Here is a 13,140-nt window from a genome sequence, read left to right as displayed (position 1 = left end):
AGAGAATCCTTTCTATTTCTATCATTCCACCTTGAACGGTGCAGCCAGACTGCTGATTCTGCCTCTGTACTCTCCAGGCGTCAGCTCATTTTTCAATTCATCCATCGACACACCGACTCCAGATGATTCTCCTGGCAGTACTGCTATCGCTGCTTCTGTGAAATGGTCCCGGTCGTACGGAAACTCATGCCATACACCGTCTATTTTTTTTTCTAAAAACAAGTGAGTGCCCATCGTGAATTCTTCTTCACTGTCATTTTGAACAAGCACGACCACCTTTTCTGTTTCGGTCGAGTAAACCTCTCCCTCTGCCGTAACAGTGATTCCATTTTCCGACTGCGGCATGTCTTGAACGTGCGCCTTTTCTGTCAGCTTCTCCTCCTGTTGCGATTGGCATGCGGTTAAAAGAGCCAAAAATGCTAAAACCACTGTCCACTTTTTCATGACATCCTCCTTCTTATTCCTTTCTCCAAACACCACCGCCACTTATATGAAATCCGCATTTTTCATAAAATCCGGCTTTTTCCGGCTCGAAGGTTAGCGTAACGATGTCTATCCCGCTGCTCGATGCTTTATCCAACAGCGCCTTCACAATCTGGCTTCCGATGCCCTGACCTTGATACGCAGGGTGCACGAGAATATCTTCCATATATCCATGCTGCAGCCCCATGCCGCATACGTAGCCAAACGCAATAAGCCCGCCTTCATCCGAGCGCAGACCCGCCCAAAAATTGCACCGCTCAAATAAAACCGGGTAGTCTTGATCGCGCCGGTCCCATCCTACCTTCTCGCGCAAGGCTGGGACTTCATTATGTTCAATAAATAGATTGAGTTGGACGTTCATCAATGCTGCCTCACCCTCCCATTACCTTCGCAAATCCATAAAAAGCGAACATTGCGATGAGCAGACTCGTGCCTGCTGCCAGAATGCCGATGGCTAAAATAAGCGTTCGAGCAGGTTGTTTTTTCAGTGGAAAAAGAGCGGTCAAGGCGACGACCAGACTGCCAGAGACCCACCCCGTCACAAGCCATCCCTTTCGAAAAACAAGAGTGCTGTCGAAAATGAAAAGCACAATGAGCAAAGACAATACACCTAAGAGCAAAGTGAGCAGCCCATTCTTTCTTTTCTCTGACTTATTTGAGTGGACATCTTCCCCTTTACTCATGCTCAATGATCCCCTCTCCTGTCAACTCATCTTTTTTCTTCGGATCAAACGAACCTGGAGACCAATTAGCAAGAGATCCTGAAGCCCCAATGATGTTGTTGTCAATGACGTAAATGGATAAAAAGAGGTCGTCCCCACTGACTTGCTTCTCCTTTAATTTATACGTTGTGACTTGTGCTTCCCTTCCTTCATAAGGCGCTGTGTCAAAAAAGGATGTCGAAATTCCCTGTGTATCCGCTTCTTTTTGTATAACAACTGTTTCTTGACCTTCCAGTGATTCAATTTGCCAGCCATATGCTTCAGCGTATTCTTCGTGCTCCATTGGTATGGCCGGGCTGCAGCCTGCGAGAAAGAAGATAACCAGAAACCAATTCTTCATTATTGCTATGCTCCTTTTTGAATGTACTATAGAGCCCTCCCCTCAAGCGATACAGCTCGTGGTAGATAAATTTTATATCCATGTAGCCTCATCTTATTTTTTATCATCGAAATAAGAAAACCCCTGAACAGCTAAAGCAGACACAACTTCGCCAGCCAATTTGAAAAGTGCCACTAACAGCTCCATTGTCAAAACCCTCCTCTTCTTTTCATGACGGTTACGGTCTCGTTTCCTTTACACTTGCTAAGGGGCTTCCTGTTAGCGCCTGGAAAAGAGCATTCGACTCTTCACTTGTTAACTGGGCGTATTTAGATTCACCGTTCACCACGAGCTCCACCTTGTCTTTAAACGGACTGATCCAAAACGAGTAAGTCGGCGATGGTGCTTCGGCTGATCCGGCTTTTCCAAAATGAAAACGCCCATATGGAAATTCCGCCATGCTGACTTCCGCCTGCTCCCATTCAATTCCATCCACTAATTCCTGAACCTGCTCCACCGTTGCATCATTTTGGATCACATGCAATAATTCAAAATCCATTTTGATATCGACATACTGCTCAACAACTACCTTATCATCGCTTTGCTCCTGTGCTTTTGGAGCGGGCTCCTCCGCACATCCTGTTAACAGAAAAAGTACTGCGGCAGTTGGAAAAAATCTTTTATTGAAAAGAACCATCATTCTCTCCCCCTTTCCATTTATTTGTATCACGGAAAAATGAGAATACCATGAGAGCTTCTGGATTGTACGCCCTAATAATTCCTATGTTAAACTAAATTGTATCATTTTGGAATGTATATGGAGAGGAGAATCTTTCATGCGTCCCCTATTTTCTTTTTTTCTTATCTCGTTAGCCGCGATTGTTTTGTTCGGTTGCTCCGATGATGCTCATTTAAACCAGCTCACAAGAATCGATATACAGGAATTAAACGCAGACTCCGACAATCCATTGATGATTACGGAAGAAACAGAACTTGAAAGAGTTCAACAGGTCTTTCAACACATCGACTGGCAACCAAATACGCTGGTGGATATTAAAGGTGAAAAAATGATAGAAGCTACTTTTTTCTATCAAGAGGAAGAACAGTTGCCAGAGCGGTTATCCGTGTATGACGTGTATTTGATGGAAAACGGAAAAGTGGCGATTCAAAGTGATCGATCTGAAGAAGGGTTTGGAGAATTAAGCAACGAACAGGCTGAAGCCGCTCAGCGAACTTTTCTTTACACAAAAATGACCGGTAAATCAGCTTTACCAGTCATTTCGATATATATTTTAGCTGAAAACAGCTTGTACAAGGACCATGTAAACGACGGTCCCAGCTGCCATCGATAACATCATATTTCTTTTCCAAAGGTGAAGCACCGCGACAACTGTCACGCCGATCAGCTCTGGAATGCCGAACGTTCCTGCTGTGAACGTGACATCTTTAAAGCAATAAATAACGAGCAGCCCCAGTACTGCTGGGGGCAGAACTCGTCCGAGGTATTGAACATACAAAGGAGTCGTTCTGTTTGCCGGGAACAGAAGAAACGGCAGAAAGCGGGTCGCCATCGTTCCGAAAACGACCATCGCAATGGTAATGATCTGCTGTGTAAGTGTCATCGTCATGATACTAGCTCATCCTTTCGTTCAAGCGGCTGCCTCATGACGGTCAGCGCAAGCAAAATGGCGATCATCGCCGGAATGATAAAGTGGCTGCTGCCGAAGATTATCAAGCTCAAAGCCGAGAGGGCAAGTCCCGTCATCGCACTCGTATGATGCTTATCGTTCATCCACTGCTCCATAAACAACACGACAAACAGCGCAGTCATCACAAAACCGAGCCCTTCTGTGTTGAATTGGATGTAAGAGCCAAACAGCGCACCAATCGCGGAGCCCGCCACCCAGTAAAGCTGATTTAAAGCTGTCACGAAAAACATAAACCAGCCCTTGTCGATCCCCGCCGGCACCTTCGCCGTATAATTAATCGAAAACGATTCGTCACAAAGCCCGAAGATTAAATAAGGCTTTAAGCGGCCTGTTCCTTTATACCGGTCAAGCATGGACAGCCCGTAAAACAAGTGCCGGGCATTAATCATTACCGTCAGCAGTATTGCGCTGAATGGATTAAAAGCGGCAAGCAGCATCGCCGCTGCCACAAACTCCATCGAGCCCGCAAAAATAAACAAGCTCATTAAAATTGGATAGATTGCGCTGAATCCGAGTGAATGCATATAAATGCCATAGGCGATGCCTAAAAACAAAAATCCCGCCAGAATCGGCAGGGTGTGCGGGAATGCCGCAAGAAACGCTTTCCTTTTCAACGGTGTCACTTCCTGTACCTTTACTTTCTTTTACTTTAGCACAAAAAATCCATACAATTAATAGCTGAAACGAATATAGTAATGTAGACAGGTGGGAATCGAATGGTAAAATATTTCATCGCCGTAACGTACGAGGTTTGTGAGCATAATCATATTTGTTTAGACATGAACGAATATAGTGTAGACCCCTTGAAGGGTTTAGATGAACAAATAAGGGAATTTGCCCGGATAGATGTTGCGCCGCTGGTTAAAGTATACGAATCGAACACAGACGGCTTCAATGAGTGCAGTTTGTACAAAGAATACACGTTTAAAGAGTATGAATGCGGCTGCAACGACCATCAATGAACTAAATATAAGAAAGTGCAGAGAACATTTTTATGTTGGTGGACCGAATTATTCGCCAAATAGACCGGAATCCAATGGCCGATGACCGGAAAACGATGAATCCGGTCATTGCACTGTCTAATCCGGTCCACTTCTCTCTTTTTCCGGTCATTTCTCGTTCAAAATACATAATAAATTCAAAAGCTACTTTTACATGGTAAAATAATGGTAATAAATTTTAATCAAGGAGTCTTTTTATGAAAAAACAAATCCTCTTCTGCGTAGTGGCGTTATCGCTTTGCCTCGCAATGGGCATTGCCATGCTCTGGCAGCATCAGAAAATAAAAAAAGAACTCATCCGCGATTTCGCGCTGGAGCATGGCGTAGTCGAATACAGCTTGCGGGAGGCGCTGAATGAATACGAGGCATCTGGAAACCAATCATCGCTTTCGGACAGTCTTTATAGCGTGCAGCGTCAAGTTCACAGAGCCTCTGACTGGCCGCGAATCACCCAGTTGAATGGCACGGAGTATACAGAGACGATTCCATATTTAGAAGAAATCGGAGCAAATCTGGACTTCAGTCTGCACATTGTCCTCGGCGATGCCGCCTTGAGCGCCCGCCACGGAACATTAACGGACCGTCATCTTCAAGAGCTGTCTGATTATTCGACGCTTTTCACTGATTTCACGAAAGACATGATCACGAAGGATTTTGAAGACAAAAGCTTGAGTGAGCTCGAGAAATCGCTCGCTTCCTTCTACTTAGGTTATGAACAGTTGCCATAATGCTAGAAAAAGCTTAGGAAATAGATTAATTCCTATGACTCTTCCTGGCGTAAAAAAAATTCGTCAAGAAAAACCCAGCGAAAAACGAAAGACCAAAACTGGAAATCAGTCTCAAATAACTTCCGCCTAACCCATAATTATAATAGGTGTTTTCTTTGAAGAATAGGAAACGGGTTGTTATTTCTAAAACCAGGATAGAAGATAGTAGAAACACCAGGAACCCTGCGCCTATGGATGGACTAGATGATTTGTACTTTCTTGCAAGCAGAAATGTCGTGAAGAGAACAATCGTTACGAAAAACAGCCCTATTATAATTGCAGCTGTAATATTATTAGATTGATTTAGTAGGCTTAAAATACTTACCACCCCTTTTTCCTTATTATACCACCAATGCTTCTTTGGAAGTATATTAAACAAACGAGAATTTTCCCAGTTTGTCCGATAGTATATTCACCAGTCTTTTCTCTCCGAAATTAAAAAAAGCAAGGGGAAATGCCTTCTCCCCCTTGCCAGAAATAATGTTAAACAGGAACACTCTGCAGCGATAACAATTGAAGAATCGTTTTCATGACCGCATCGTCGTCGTTAGATCCCGTAATAAAGCGCGCGGCATCCTTTACTTCTGGAAATGCATTGCGCATTGCGAAGCTGTAGGTGCCGGAAGCAAGAAGCTCCAAGTCATTGTAGCCGTCTCCGAATACCATTGTTTCCTCAGGTGCGGCATGCAGGAGCTGCTGCAATTGCGCAATGGTTGTGCCTTTATGCACATTGGCGTTTGTAATGTCGATCCAGGCTGCTTCTGACGCAACGATGTAGGCTTGATTAAAAAAGAACGATAGCTTTTCACGTGTCTCCATGCAATTTAGTGCCGGATCGTGAATGGTAATCTTCACAAAGTCATCAACAATTTCACTGAACTCTTTGACCTGCCCTACCTTTGCATAGGAGCGGCGGACGATGGCATATTCCTCTGCAGGAATCGTTTCTTTGACGAATGCACCGTTTTTCGTGCAGGCGATAATGGTGTGATCAAGACTAATGTCTTCCAGCTTCTTGATGATCGACTGCCCTGTTGCATTGGCGAGCAGTGATTCATACTTAAACTGGCCTTTGTGCTTGATCCGTGTAGCGCTGTCTCCTAGAATCCATAGATCGCGGGCATCATCGCCGAACAGCTCCTCTACTCGTTCACACTGCTTGCCCGTGCACGCAGCAAATACAGCTCCCTTTTTTTGTATTTCTTGTTTCGTTTGCTGAAACAGCTCCCGGTTGAATTCTCCCTGACTGTTTAAAAAAGTCCCGTCCATGTCGGTAATAATCAGCTTAATCATTTTTCTTCCTCCTGCTTTATAGTTCGATTCGCTTAATGATTTTTGCCGGATTGCCGCCGACCACTGTGTTCGAGGGCACATTCTTCGTCACAACGGCACCCGAGGCAATGACAGCATTGTCGCCGACCGTGACGCCCGGGTTGATGATCGCTCCGCCGCCAATCCATACGCTGTCCCCAAATGTAACGGGTTTTCCGTACTCCTTCCCCGAGTTTCGTTCTGCCGGATGAAGCGGATGCGTGGCGGTGTATATATGAACACCAGGGCCGAGCATGCAGTTGTCCCCGAACCGGACTTCACAAACGTCCAGAATCGTACAGTCGAAATTGGCAAAAAAGTGCTGGCCGACGTGAATGTTGCTCCCGTAGTCAAAGCGGAGGTTCGGCTTCATATGAATGTGGCTGCCGGCTGTCCCGAGCAAATCCTTTAATAGATTCGTCCGAAGCGCCGTTTCGGTATCTGCGGTTTCATTAAACATCCGTAAGAGCCGCTTTGTTTTTTCTCTATCCTTCACCAGCTCCGGATCAGCCGGATCGTACATTTCTCCTGCAAGCATTTTTTCTTTTTCCGTTTTCATGTTCATCAGCTCCCGCCAGATTAATAAGAGGATGATCCTGCTTCATTGTGCGCCATAAGCTGTTTTTTCTTGATGATCCGGTTTAACTTCTCCGAGCTGAACAGCATGAGTGCGGTAAAGGCGAACACACAAATCGGGAAAATACCCAGTGTAAACGTCGCAGCCAAAAAGCCGATCAATGGCGGCATAAAGGTGCTGCCGGTATAAGCAACGGCCATCTGGTAGCCCATGATCGATTGAGCATGCGTTTTTCCAAATCGCGCCGGTGTTTCATGGAGCATACATGGAAAGATAGGCGCTAGACCCAGCCCGATCATGATGAACCCAGCTAATGAGACCGCCGCTGGAAATGGCAGAAGCAGAAGCAGTGCACCCGTGATCGCAAGAAGCTGTCCGGTCCGGATTAGGGTACGGTTGCTGATTTTAAATGTAACAAAGCCGGTGATGAAACGGCCGACTGTAATGCCGGCATAATAAAAGGAGACCCACTGGGCCGCCGCTGCGACTGGCACACCTTTCGTCTCGACCAGGTAGCTGCTTCCCCATAGCCCAACTCCCGCCTCCACGCTGCAATAAAACAGAAAGGTTAAGAGAGCAAAAGGGACACCCTTTATTTTCAACGGCGAGACGTTCTTTTGGTCCGAAATGGCCTCTTCGTCTGTCATATCCTGTTCAAACAAAGGCGACTTCCGCACCTTGCCCCATAACGGCAATGTCAGCAAAAGAATAATGACTAATGAAAATTGAAGGCCTGAAATTGCCATGTAACCGCTCGTCCATGACGACTGTCCGGCGATGTAATGAGCCATCACAATCGGTCCGAGAGTGGCCCCGACTCCCCAAAAGCAGTGCAGCCAGCTCATATGATGTGCTTTGTAATGAGAAGCCACATAATGGTTCAAGCCCGAATCAACTGCACCTGCTCCAAGTCCAAGCGGAATGGCACAGGCAAACAGCCAGATGAGGGAAGGGGCAATGGAAAATCCGAGCAATGCCACAGCTGTCATCAAGCAGCTGACGAGCGTGACTTTCCCCGTGCCGAACCGTTTCAGAATGGCTCCGCTGGCCAGACTGGAAATAATCGTACAGCCTGCAATCGTCATAAATAGATACCCGGCTGCTTCGAGAGGAACGCCAAAGTCCGGCTGCATCACCGGCCAGGCTGCACCCAGAATGGAATCCGGCAGTCCAAGGCTGATAAACGCTAAATAAATGATGACTAATAGAAATAAAGCCATTTCACACCCCACTTTTTCAACATTAATAGACTCCCTGTTTTTTAGAGCAATTATGGCGAGTACGACGCAATTAGCAGCTAATTGCGCCAAACTCCTTTTAATTGCGCCGTAAAATCGCTAATTGCGCCCTATCTATACTTTTTAAACGCATTTAAAAAGATCACCGTTACTATACCATATCTTTTTTCGGACAACAATAAAAAGGAGAAAGCGTCAAGCCTTCTCCTTTTACGACTGCTCCAGCATCATAACCAGCCCGAGGCACTGTAATCCGTGAAGATAATCCCTTCTCCAATTGCTTGCAATCAGCTTCGGCAAATGCTCAGCCGGAATATAGCGCTCGCTTCGCAGACGGATGTCCTCCAGCATCTCTTCCCCGATTTCTTCCGCTGAAAACAAAACAGCATACGGATTTAAGATCGCCGCAAAAGTGGCCACCATTCTGCTGATTGCATCTACTTTTTTTTCGCCGAGCTCCGGCTGCTGTTGAAGGGCCTGCTGAAAAGTAAGTTCATCATACTGCGGAACAAACGAAACCTCTCCTGAAAAAAACGTCCCGCCCCGCACAACGTCCCCATTAACTAATATTCCAGCCCCTGGTCCATTTTTGCCCAAATACAGATACGCTAACGAATGCTCTTTTTCTACCTTTTCGGTCTGCTGATAGCCGAGCACCGCTGCATTCATATCATTTTCGACAACGACTGGTATTCCACAAGCCGCCTCTATATATTCTTGTAACTGAACATGTTGAAAATCCGGATATTCCGGCATAAAAAAAATGCGTCCATTTTCAACAGATCCCGGTACACCGATTGCAATCGACTGAATGCGGGGATCATCCAAACAGATTGACTGAATCCGGCCTGCGAGCAGCTCCAGTCCGCCGCCAGCTAAAACAGTGGGTACTTGTTCTTGTTTCTTCACTTCCCCCGCACAGTTAAAAACCGTATAGCTCGTCTCGGTTTTCTCTAAAAAAATGGAAAGACCCCGGCGGAAGTCCACATTGTATTCATACCGTTTCGCTCTCCTGCCGCCACTGGAATCATCCATGCCGACCAATCGGACTTCTTCCTTCTCTTCCATTTGCTTCAGAAACTTCGTCACAGTCGGAAAGCTGATGCCAAGCCGCTGACTAAGCTCTGCTTTTGTGGAACTGCCGAGCTCCAGCAGCGTTTTGCGGATGCCAGTTACAATGGCCTGCTGAAGCTCTTTCGGTGTCGCTTGCACCATTCATCTCCTCCATTCATTAAAAAGAAGGCGGCGTGACGGAAAACAAAATGCTCGCCTCGCGCGCTCCCCTGTTTTCCCATCTGTGCTTTGCATAAGCAGGAATTTTCACACTGTCTCCGGTTTCTAATTCATATTCATCCTCAAGCAGCGTTAAATGAATCGGTCCTTCTAAAAAAAAGCGACTTCTTCTCCTTTTCAAAACGACTGAAGGACCTTCATTTCTCTCGCAATCGCTTCGATAAAATAAAGAACCGGCAGCTGAGTGGTAATGTTCGTGTACCGGTAGCGCTCCTCTGTCATGTAATACGAAATATTCACTTCGGACATTTTCGCGAGGGTACACGTTTTGTTGTTGGTTATGCTCACAAGCCGGCTTCCTTCGTTTTGCAGCTTGGCCGCCAGCTGAATGATCTGCCTCGTTTCACCGGTATTTGACAGCACAATTGCGGTCGTGTGGCGCAGATCGTCATACACGGGAAAGTATGGGTCGCTAATATAGGTTGAAAACTTCCCTACACCCGAGAAATAATGAGCGCCGTATTGAGCAAGAATGCCCGAGCTGCCACCACCGGCAAAAATAATGCTTTTCGAAGCAGCCGCAATTTCCGCCACTTCTTTAATAATATCCCGAAACCGTCCGTCCAATGTTTTTTCGGCAAACTCGGCGAAAATCTGCTCCGGGCTGGTCAAGGCTGTTGCCCGCTCCCCTTCGCCCGCAAGCTTGATTTTCACCTTTAATTCCGCAAATCCTTCACAGCCCGCTTTGCGGCAAAAACGCAAAACGGTCGAAGGAGACACGTGGGTAGCATCAGCCACATCCCGAATCCTCATGCCTGTCACCCGATCGCGATTATGAATGATGTATTGATAAATACTTGTTTCTAATTCGTTAAAGGACGCTATTTGTTCCTGCGTAAACACGTGAACCACTCTCCCCTGACACCATGCTAGAAAAAGTATATCACGCCTCGCTTTAATGAGCCGCTTCCTCTCCCTTTTCATTGTAACACTACGTTTCACTTATGTAACAAATCTCTTTCAGCGGTACGTTCACCGAAACGCTTCCAGTGTATTTACCCGATTCCTGTGAGCCGATATGATAAAAGCATCAACTGACGGAGGTGCTTTAAGATGGAAAAAGGCATTAAAATTGCAACAATTGGCGGCGGGTCCAGCTACACGCCGGAATTAGTGGAAGGATTCATTAAGCGGTACGATGAGCTGCCGGTGCGTGAATTATGGCTGGTCGACATTGAAGCCGGCAAGGAAAAGCTTGAAATCGTCGGCAACCTGGCGAAGCGGATGATTGAAAAAGCCGGCTTGCCGATTGACGTTCACTTGACACTCGACCGCCGGGAAGCCTTGAAGGATGCAGATTTCGTCACAACGCAATTCCGGGTCGGTCTTCTCGATGCACGCGCGAAGGATGAACGTATTCCGATGAAATACGGCGTGCTTGGACAGGAAACGAACGGACCGGGCGGGCTGTTTAAAGGACTGCGCACAATCCCGGTTATTCTAGATATTTGCAAGGATATGGAGGGGCTTTGTCCAGATGCATGGCTGATCAATTTCACGAATCCAGCCGGAATGGTAACAGAAGCCGTTCTCCGCTACTCCAATATTACGAAAATCGTCGGCCTTTGCAACGTGCCGATCGGAATGGAAATGGGCATTGCGAAGCTGCTTGATGTGGATCATTCCCGCATCCGTGTCGACTTCGCCGGTCTGAACCACATGGTATACGGGCTCGACGTCTATGTAGATGGGACAAGTGTGAAGGATAAAGTCATTGAGCTGCTGACCGATCCGAACAACTCAAGCTTTGTGAAAAACATTGAAGGTCTTGGCTGGGAGCCTGAGTTCCTTCGGTCACTAAATGTTCTGACATGTCCGTATCACATGTACTATTACAAAACAAAGGACATGATCGACAAAGATGTGAAAAACGCGAAAGAAGAAGGCACGCGGGCTGAAGTCGTTCAACAGCTGGAAAAAGAACTGTTCGAGCTGTATAAAGATCCGAACCTGGACATTAAGCCGCCTCAATTGGAAAAACGCGGCGGTGCGTACTATTCAGATGCAGCGGTCCGCTTGATTACATCGATTTACACCGACAAAGGGGACATCCAGCCGGTCAATACACGCAACAACGGCGCCATTGCTGGCATTCCGGACGATTCAGCAGTAGAAGTCAGCTGTGTGATTACAAAGGACGGTCCGAAGCCGATCACGATGGGCGAGCTGCCGGTTGCGGTTAACGGCCTGATCCAGCAAATCAAATCGTTTGAACACACAGCCGCAGAAGCAGCCGTCACAGGCGATTACGCAAAAGCCGTACTGGCGCTGACGATCAATCCACTTACACCGACTGATACAATTGCTAAAGAAATTATCGACGAAATGCTGGAAGCACATAAAGAACACTTGCCACTCTTTTTCCAAACGGCAGAAGCCTATTCATGATAAAAAAAGCTGGGGCTCTTGCTTCAGCTTTTTTTGCTGCCTCATTTGGCGCATTTCCCAGAATTACGGCGCATTTCCCAGCATTAGCGCGCAAATATCGGCTAATTGCGCGTTATTGTTCATTATTGCGCCATTGCCAATATGAATGGTGCAACCAGGCTTGCTGCTAGTCTCTTCATTTCATTTCTTCCCTGTCAGCAAAATAATTGACAACACCGTTAAATGTAACTAATATAGATACAGGTTAACTTTTCACCAAAATGAAGGAGGATGATTGATTATGAAACGATTGGTAACAGGTGCAACAGGCAAATTAGGTTCAAAGATTGTGGAGTCACTGTTACAGACCATCCCGGCAGAGGAGCTGGCTGTTAGTGTGCGCCACCCTGAGAAAGCGGAGCATTTGCGTGCGCTCGGCGTAGACGTCAGACATGGTGACTTCGATCAGCCCGACACGCTGGACGCTGCGTTTGCAGGAATTGACCGTTTGCTGATTATTTCGGCAGACGGCGATAACGAAACACGCATCCGTCAGCATACACATGCGGTAGAAGCAGCGGAACGAGCCGGTGTGCAGTTTATCGCTTACACAAGCCTGGCAAACGCCTCAGAAAGCACCAATCTGATGGCACCGCCTCATGTAGCGACGGAAGCAGCTATTCTCAAAACAGGCATACCGTATTCTTTCCTGCGCAATAACTGGTATTTAGAAAACGAAATGGGCAGCATTCAAGCTGTTCTTGCGGGGGCGCCATGGGTCACATCAGCCGGCTCAGGAAAAACGGGCTGGGCTTTGCAGCAGGATTACGCGGATGCTGCTGCTGCAGTTCTCGGCGGAGAAGGCCACGAAGGAACGGTTTACGAGCTATCCGGCCCTCCATTAACTCAACAACAGCTGGCAAATGCAGTGAGCCAGGTCATCGGCAAGGATGTACCCTTCCAGCAGGTAGATGATGAAGCTTACGCGGGTATTATGAAACAAGCTGGTCTACCGGACTTTGTTATTCCGATTGTAGTCGGCATTCAAGAAAGCATTCGGAATGGATCACTGAATGTCGAAAGCAATGATTTCGAAAAAGTGCTCGGCCGGCCGGTCACGCCCCTCCATCAGGCATTGACGCAGCTTATCCAACCGTTGTCCTAATACGTAAAAGGAGGCTTGCGCCGTGACGCGCAAGCCTCTTCAATTTGTTTTAAAAGAACAATATACTAATACCAACTAAACGCTGTATTGTATGTTAATTAATTCACTAACAGCTGTGTGCAATGATATGGAACTGTTTATTTATCAAAAAAAAGGCAGTCCTCAAATGCTCTTGAGAACTGCACATA

General features: G+C 46.7%; 18 protein-coding genes and 1 pseudogene. 6 read left to right on the top strand and 13 right to left on the bottom strand.

Going from position 1 to position 13,140, the window contains the following annotated elements; genetic code table 11:
* Positions 1-21: 21 nt before the first annotated feature.
* From BW952_RS11605 to BW952_RS11585, 5 genes are all read right to left on the bottom strand, one after another.
* Positions 22-444 (bottom strand): immunoglobulin-like domain-containing protein, encoded by a 423-nt coding sequence (locus BW952_RS11605; RefSeq protein ID WP_045849248.1) that lies wholly within the window; start codon positions 442-444, stop codon positions 22-24.
* Between the two features lie 13 nt (positions 445-457).
* Positions 458-844, bottom strand: a complete 387-nt coding sequence (locus BW952_RS11600) for a GNAT family N-acetyltransferase (protein ID WP_045849247.1) — start codon at positions 842-844, stop codon at positions 458-460.
* 10 nt (positions 845-854) lie between these two features.
* Positions 855-1,166 (bottom strand): hypothetical protein, encoded by a 312-nt coding sequence (locus tag BW952_RS11595; protein WP_045849246.1) that lies wholly within the window; start codon positions 1,164-1,166, stop codon positions 855-857.
* A complete protein-coding gene (locus BW952_RS11590) occupies positions 1,159-1,545 on the bottom strand; it encodes a DUF4830 domain-containing protein (protein WP_045849245.1) in 387 nt (128 codons plus the stop codon). The genes BW952_RS11595 and BW952_RS11590 overlap by 8 nt, the downstream gene beginning before the upstream one ends.
* A gap of 217 nt (positions 1,546-1,762) precedes the next feature.
* Positions 1,763-2,224, bottom strand: a complete 462-nt coding sequence (locus tag BW952_RS11585) for a hypothetical protein (protein WP_139325443.1) — start codon at positions 2,222-2,224, stop codon at positions 1,763-1,765.
* Between the two features lie 136 nt (positions 2,225-2,360).
* Here BW952_RS11585 and BW952_RS11580 point away from each other — a divergent pair, with 136 nt between their 5' ends.
* Positions 2,361-2,876, top strand: coding sequence for a hypothetical protein (locus tag BW952_RS11580; RefSeq protein ID WP_045849243.1), 516 nt, complete (start codon positions 2,361-2,363; stop codon positions 2,874-2,876).
* Here BW952_RS11580 and BW952_RS11575 read toward each other — a convergent pair.
* Positions 2,817-3,152, bottom strand: coding sequence for a branched-chain amino acid transporter permease (locus BW952_RS11575; protein ID WP_045849242.1), 336 nt, complete (start codon positions 3,150-3,152; stop codon positions 2,817-2,819). The genes BW952_RS11580 and BW952_RS11575 overlap by 60 nt on opposite strands.
* Positions 3,149-3,847 (bottom strand): azaleucine resistance protein AzlC, encoded by a 699-nt coding sequence (gene azlC, locus BW952_RS11570; RefSeq protein WP_082084517.1) that lies wholly within the window; start codon positions 3,845-3,847, stop codon positions 3,149-3,151. The genes BW952_RS11575 and azlC overlap by 4 nt, the downstream gene beginning before the upstream one ends.
* A 102-nt stretch (positions 3,848-3,949) precedes the next feature.
* Between azlC and BW952_RS11565 the strand changes: the two genes are divergently transcribed.
* The 3 genes from BW952_RS11565 to BW952_RS11560 are packed head-to-tail and all read left to right on the top strand — an operon-like array spanning position 3,950 to position 4,962.
* On the top strand, positions 3,950-4,195 hold the full coding sequence (locus BW952_RS11565) for a hypothetical protein (RefSeq protein ID WP_045849240.1): 246 nt from the start codon (positions 3,950-3,952) through the stop codon (positions 4,193-4,195).
* 32 nt (positions 4,196-4,227) lie between these two features.
* A complete protein-coding gene (locus BW952_RS19470; protein WP_156149402.1) occupies positions 4,228-4,395 on the top strand; it encodes a hypothetical protein in 168 nt (55 codons plus the stop codon).
* Between the two features lie 36 nt (positions 4,396-4,431).
* The gene (locus tag BW952_RS11560) at positions 4,432-4,962 is read left to right on the top strand and encodes a hypothetical protein (RefSeq protein ID WP_045849239.1); all 531 of its coding nucleotides are present in this window, start codon (positions 4,432-4,434) and stop codon (positions 4,960-4,962) included.
* Between the two features lie 522 nt (positions 4,963-5,484).
* Here BW952_RS11560 and BW952_RS11550 read toward each other — a convergent pair.
* The 6 genes and pseudogenes from BW952_RS11550 to BW952_RS11525 form a co-directional block, all read right to left on the bottom strand.
* Positions 5,485-6,294 carry an HAD-IIB family hydrolase gene (locus tag BW952_RS11550; protein ID WP_045849237.1) on the bottom strand — a complete coding sequence of 270 codons (810 nt, stop codon included), beginning with the start codon at positions 6,292-6,294 and terminating at the stop codon, positions 5,485-5,487.
* Between the two features lie 16 nt (positions 6,295-6,310).
* On the bottom strand, positions 6,311-6,871 hold the full coding sequence (locus BW952_RS11545) for a sugar O-acetyltransferase (protein ID WP_045849236.1): 561 nt from the start codon (positions 6,869-6,871) through the stop codon (positions 6,311-6,313).
* Positions 6,872-6,891: 20 nt separating this feature from the next.
* Positions 6,892-8,109: an MFS transporter gene (locus BW952_RS11540; protein WP_045849235.1), complete on the bottom strand. Its 1,218-nt coding sequence runs from the start codon at positions 8,107-8,109 to the stop codon at positions 6,892-6,894.
* A gap of 228 nt (positions 8,110-8,337) precedes the next feature.
* Positions 8,338-9,342 (bottom strand): ROK family transcriptional regulator, encoded by a 1,005-nt coding sequence (locus BW952_RS11535; RefSeq protein ID WP_094031975.1) that lies wholly within the window; start codon positions 9,340-9,342, stop codon positions 8,338-8,340.
* 16 nt (positions 9,343-9,358) lie between these two features.
* Positions 9,359-9,537 (bottom strand): annotated as a pseudogene (locus tag BW952_RS19680) (cupin domain-containing protein); the annotation flags it as partial.
* Positions 9,538-10,263 (bottom strand): MurR/RpiR family transcriptional regulator, encoded by a 726-nt coding sequence (locus tag BW952_RS11525; RefSeq protein WP_045849233.1) that lies wholly within the window; start codon positions 10,261-10,263, stop codon positions 9,538-9,540.
* A gap of 210 nt (positions 10,264-10,473) precedes the next feature.
* On the opposite strand from BW952_RS11525, the gene BW952_RS11520 reads away from it, so the two are divergent.
* Together BW952_RS11520 and BW952_RS11515 are read left to right on the top strand one after the other, a co-directional pair.
* On the top strand, positions 10,474-11,808 hold the full coding sequence (locus tag BW952_RS11520) for a 6-phospho-beta-glucosidase (protein WP_045849232.1): 1,335 nt from the start codon (positions 10,474-10,476) through the stop codon (positions 11,806-11,808).
* Between the two features lie 280 nt (positions 11,809-12,088).
* Positions 12,089-12,952, top strand: coding sequence for an SDR family oxidoreductase (locus BW952_RS11515; protein ID WP_045849231.1), 864 nt, complete (start codon positions 12,089-12,091; stop codon positions 12,950-12,952).
* Positions 12,953-13,140: the final 188 nt, after the last annotated feature.

It is taken from the genome of Domibacillus enclensis, assembly GCF_900156125.1.
Classification (GTDB): Bacteria; Bacillota; Bacilli; order Bacillales; family Domibacillaceae; genus Domibacillus; species Domibacillus enclensis.
Note: the sequence above shows the minus strand (reverse complement) of the source record. Positions and strands in the feature narration are given on the sequence as shown.

Bases quoted from the DNA above. Each gene is read 5' to 3' on its own strand.
- BW952_RS11520 (WP_045849232.1), top strand. From the start codon at position 10,474: ATGGAAAAAGGCATTAAAATTGCAACAATTGGCGGCGGGTCCAGCTAC.
- BW952_RS11535 (WP_094031975.1), bottom strand. From the start codon at position 9,342: ATGGTGCAAGCGACACCGAAAGAGCTTCAGCAGGCCATTGTAACTGGC.
- BW952_RS11550 (WP_045849237.1), bottom strand. From the start codon at position 6,294: ATGATTAAGCTGATTATTACCGACATGGACGGGACTTTTTTAAACAGT.
- BW952_RS11575 (WP_045849242.1), bottom strand. From the start codon at position 3,152: ATGACGATGACACTTACACAGCAGATCATTACCATTGCGATGGTCGTT.
- BW952_RS11545 (WP_045849236.1), bottom strand. From the start codon at position 6,871: ATGAAAACGGAAAAAGAAAAAATGCTTGCAGGAGAAATGTACGATCCG.
- BW952_RS11600 (WP_045849247.1), bottom strand. From the start codon at position 844: ATGAACGTCCAACTCAATCTATTTATTGAACATAATGAAGTCCCAGCC.
- BW952_RS11590 (WP_045849245.1), bottom strand. From the start codon at position 1,545: ATGAAGAATTGGTTTCTGGTTATCTTCTTTCTCGCAGGCTGCAGCCCG.
- BW952_RS11580 (WP_045849243.1), top strand. From the start codon at position 2,361: ATGCGTCCCCTATTTTCTTTTTTTCTTATCTCGTTAGCCGCGATTGTT.
- BW952_RS11515 (WP_045849231.1), top strand. From the start codon at position 12,089: ATGAAACGATTGGTAACAGGTGCAACAGGCAAATTAGGTTCAAAGATT.
- BW952_RS11605 (WP_045849248.1), bottom strand. From the start codon at position 444: ATGAAAAAGTGGACAGTGGTTTTAGCATTTTTGGCTCTTTTAACCGCA.
- BW952_RS11595 (WP_045849246.1), bottom strand. From the start codon at position 1,166: ATGAGTAAAGGGGAAGATGTCCACTCAAATAAGTCAGAGAAAAGAAAG.
- BW952_RS11565 (WP_045849240.1), top strand. From the start codon at position 3,950: ATGGTAAAATATTTCATCGCCGTAACGTACGAGGTTTGTGAGCATAAT.
- BW952_RS11585 (WP_139325443.1), bottom strand. From the start codon at position 2,224: ATGATGGTTCTTTTCAATAAAAGATTTTTTCCAACTGCCGCAGTACTT.
- BW952_RS11540 (WP_045849235.1), bottom strand. From the start codon at position 8,109: ATGGCTTTATTTCTATTAGTCATCATTTATTTAGCGTTTATCAGCCTT.
- BW952_RS19470 (WP_156149402.1), top strand. From the start codon at position 4,228: ATGTTGGTGGACCGAATTATTCGCCAAATAGACCGGAATCCAATGGCC.
- BW952_RS11560 (WP_045849239.1), top strand. From the start codon at position 4,432: ATGAAAAAACAAATCCTCTTCTGCGTAGTGGCGTTATCGCTTTGCCTC.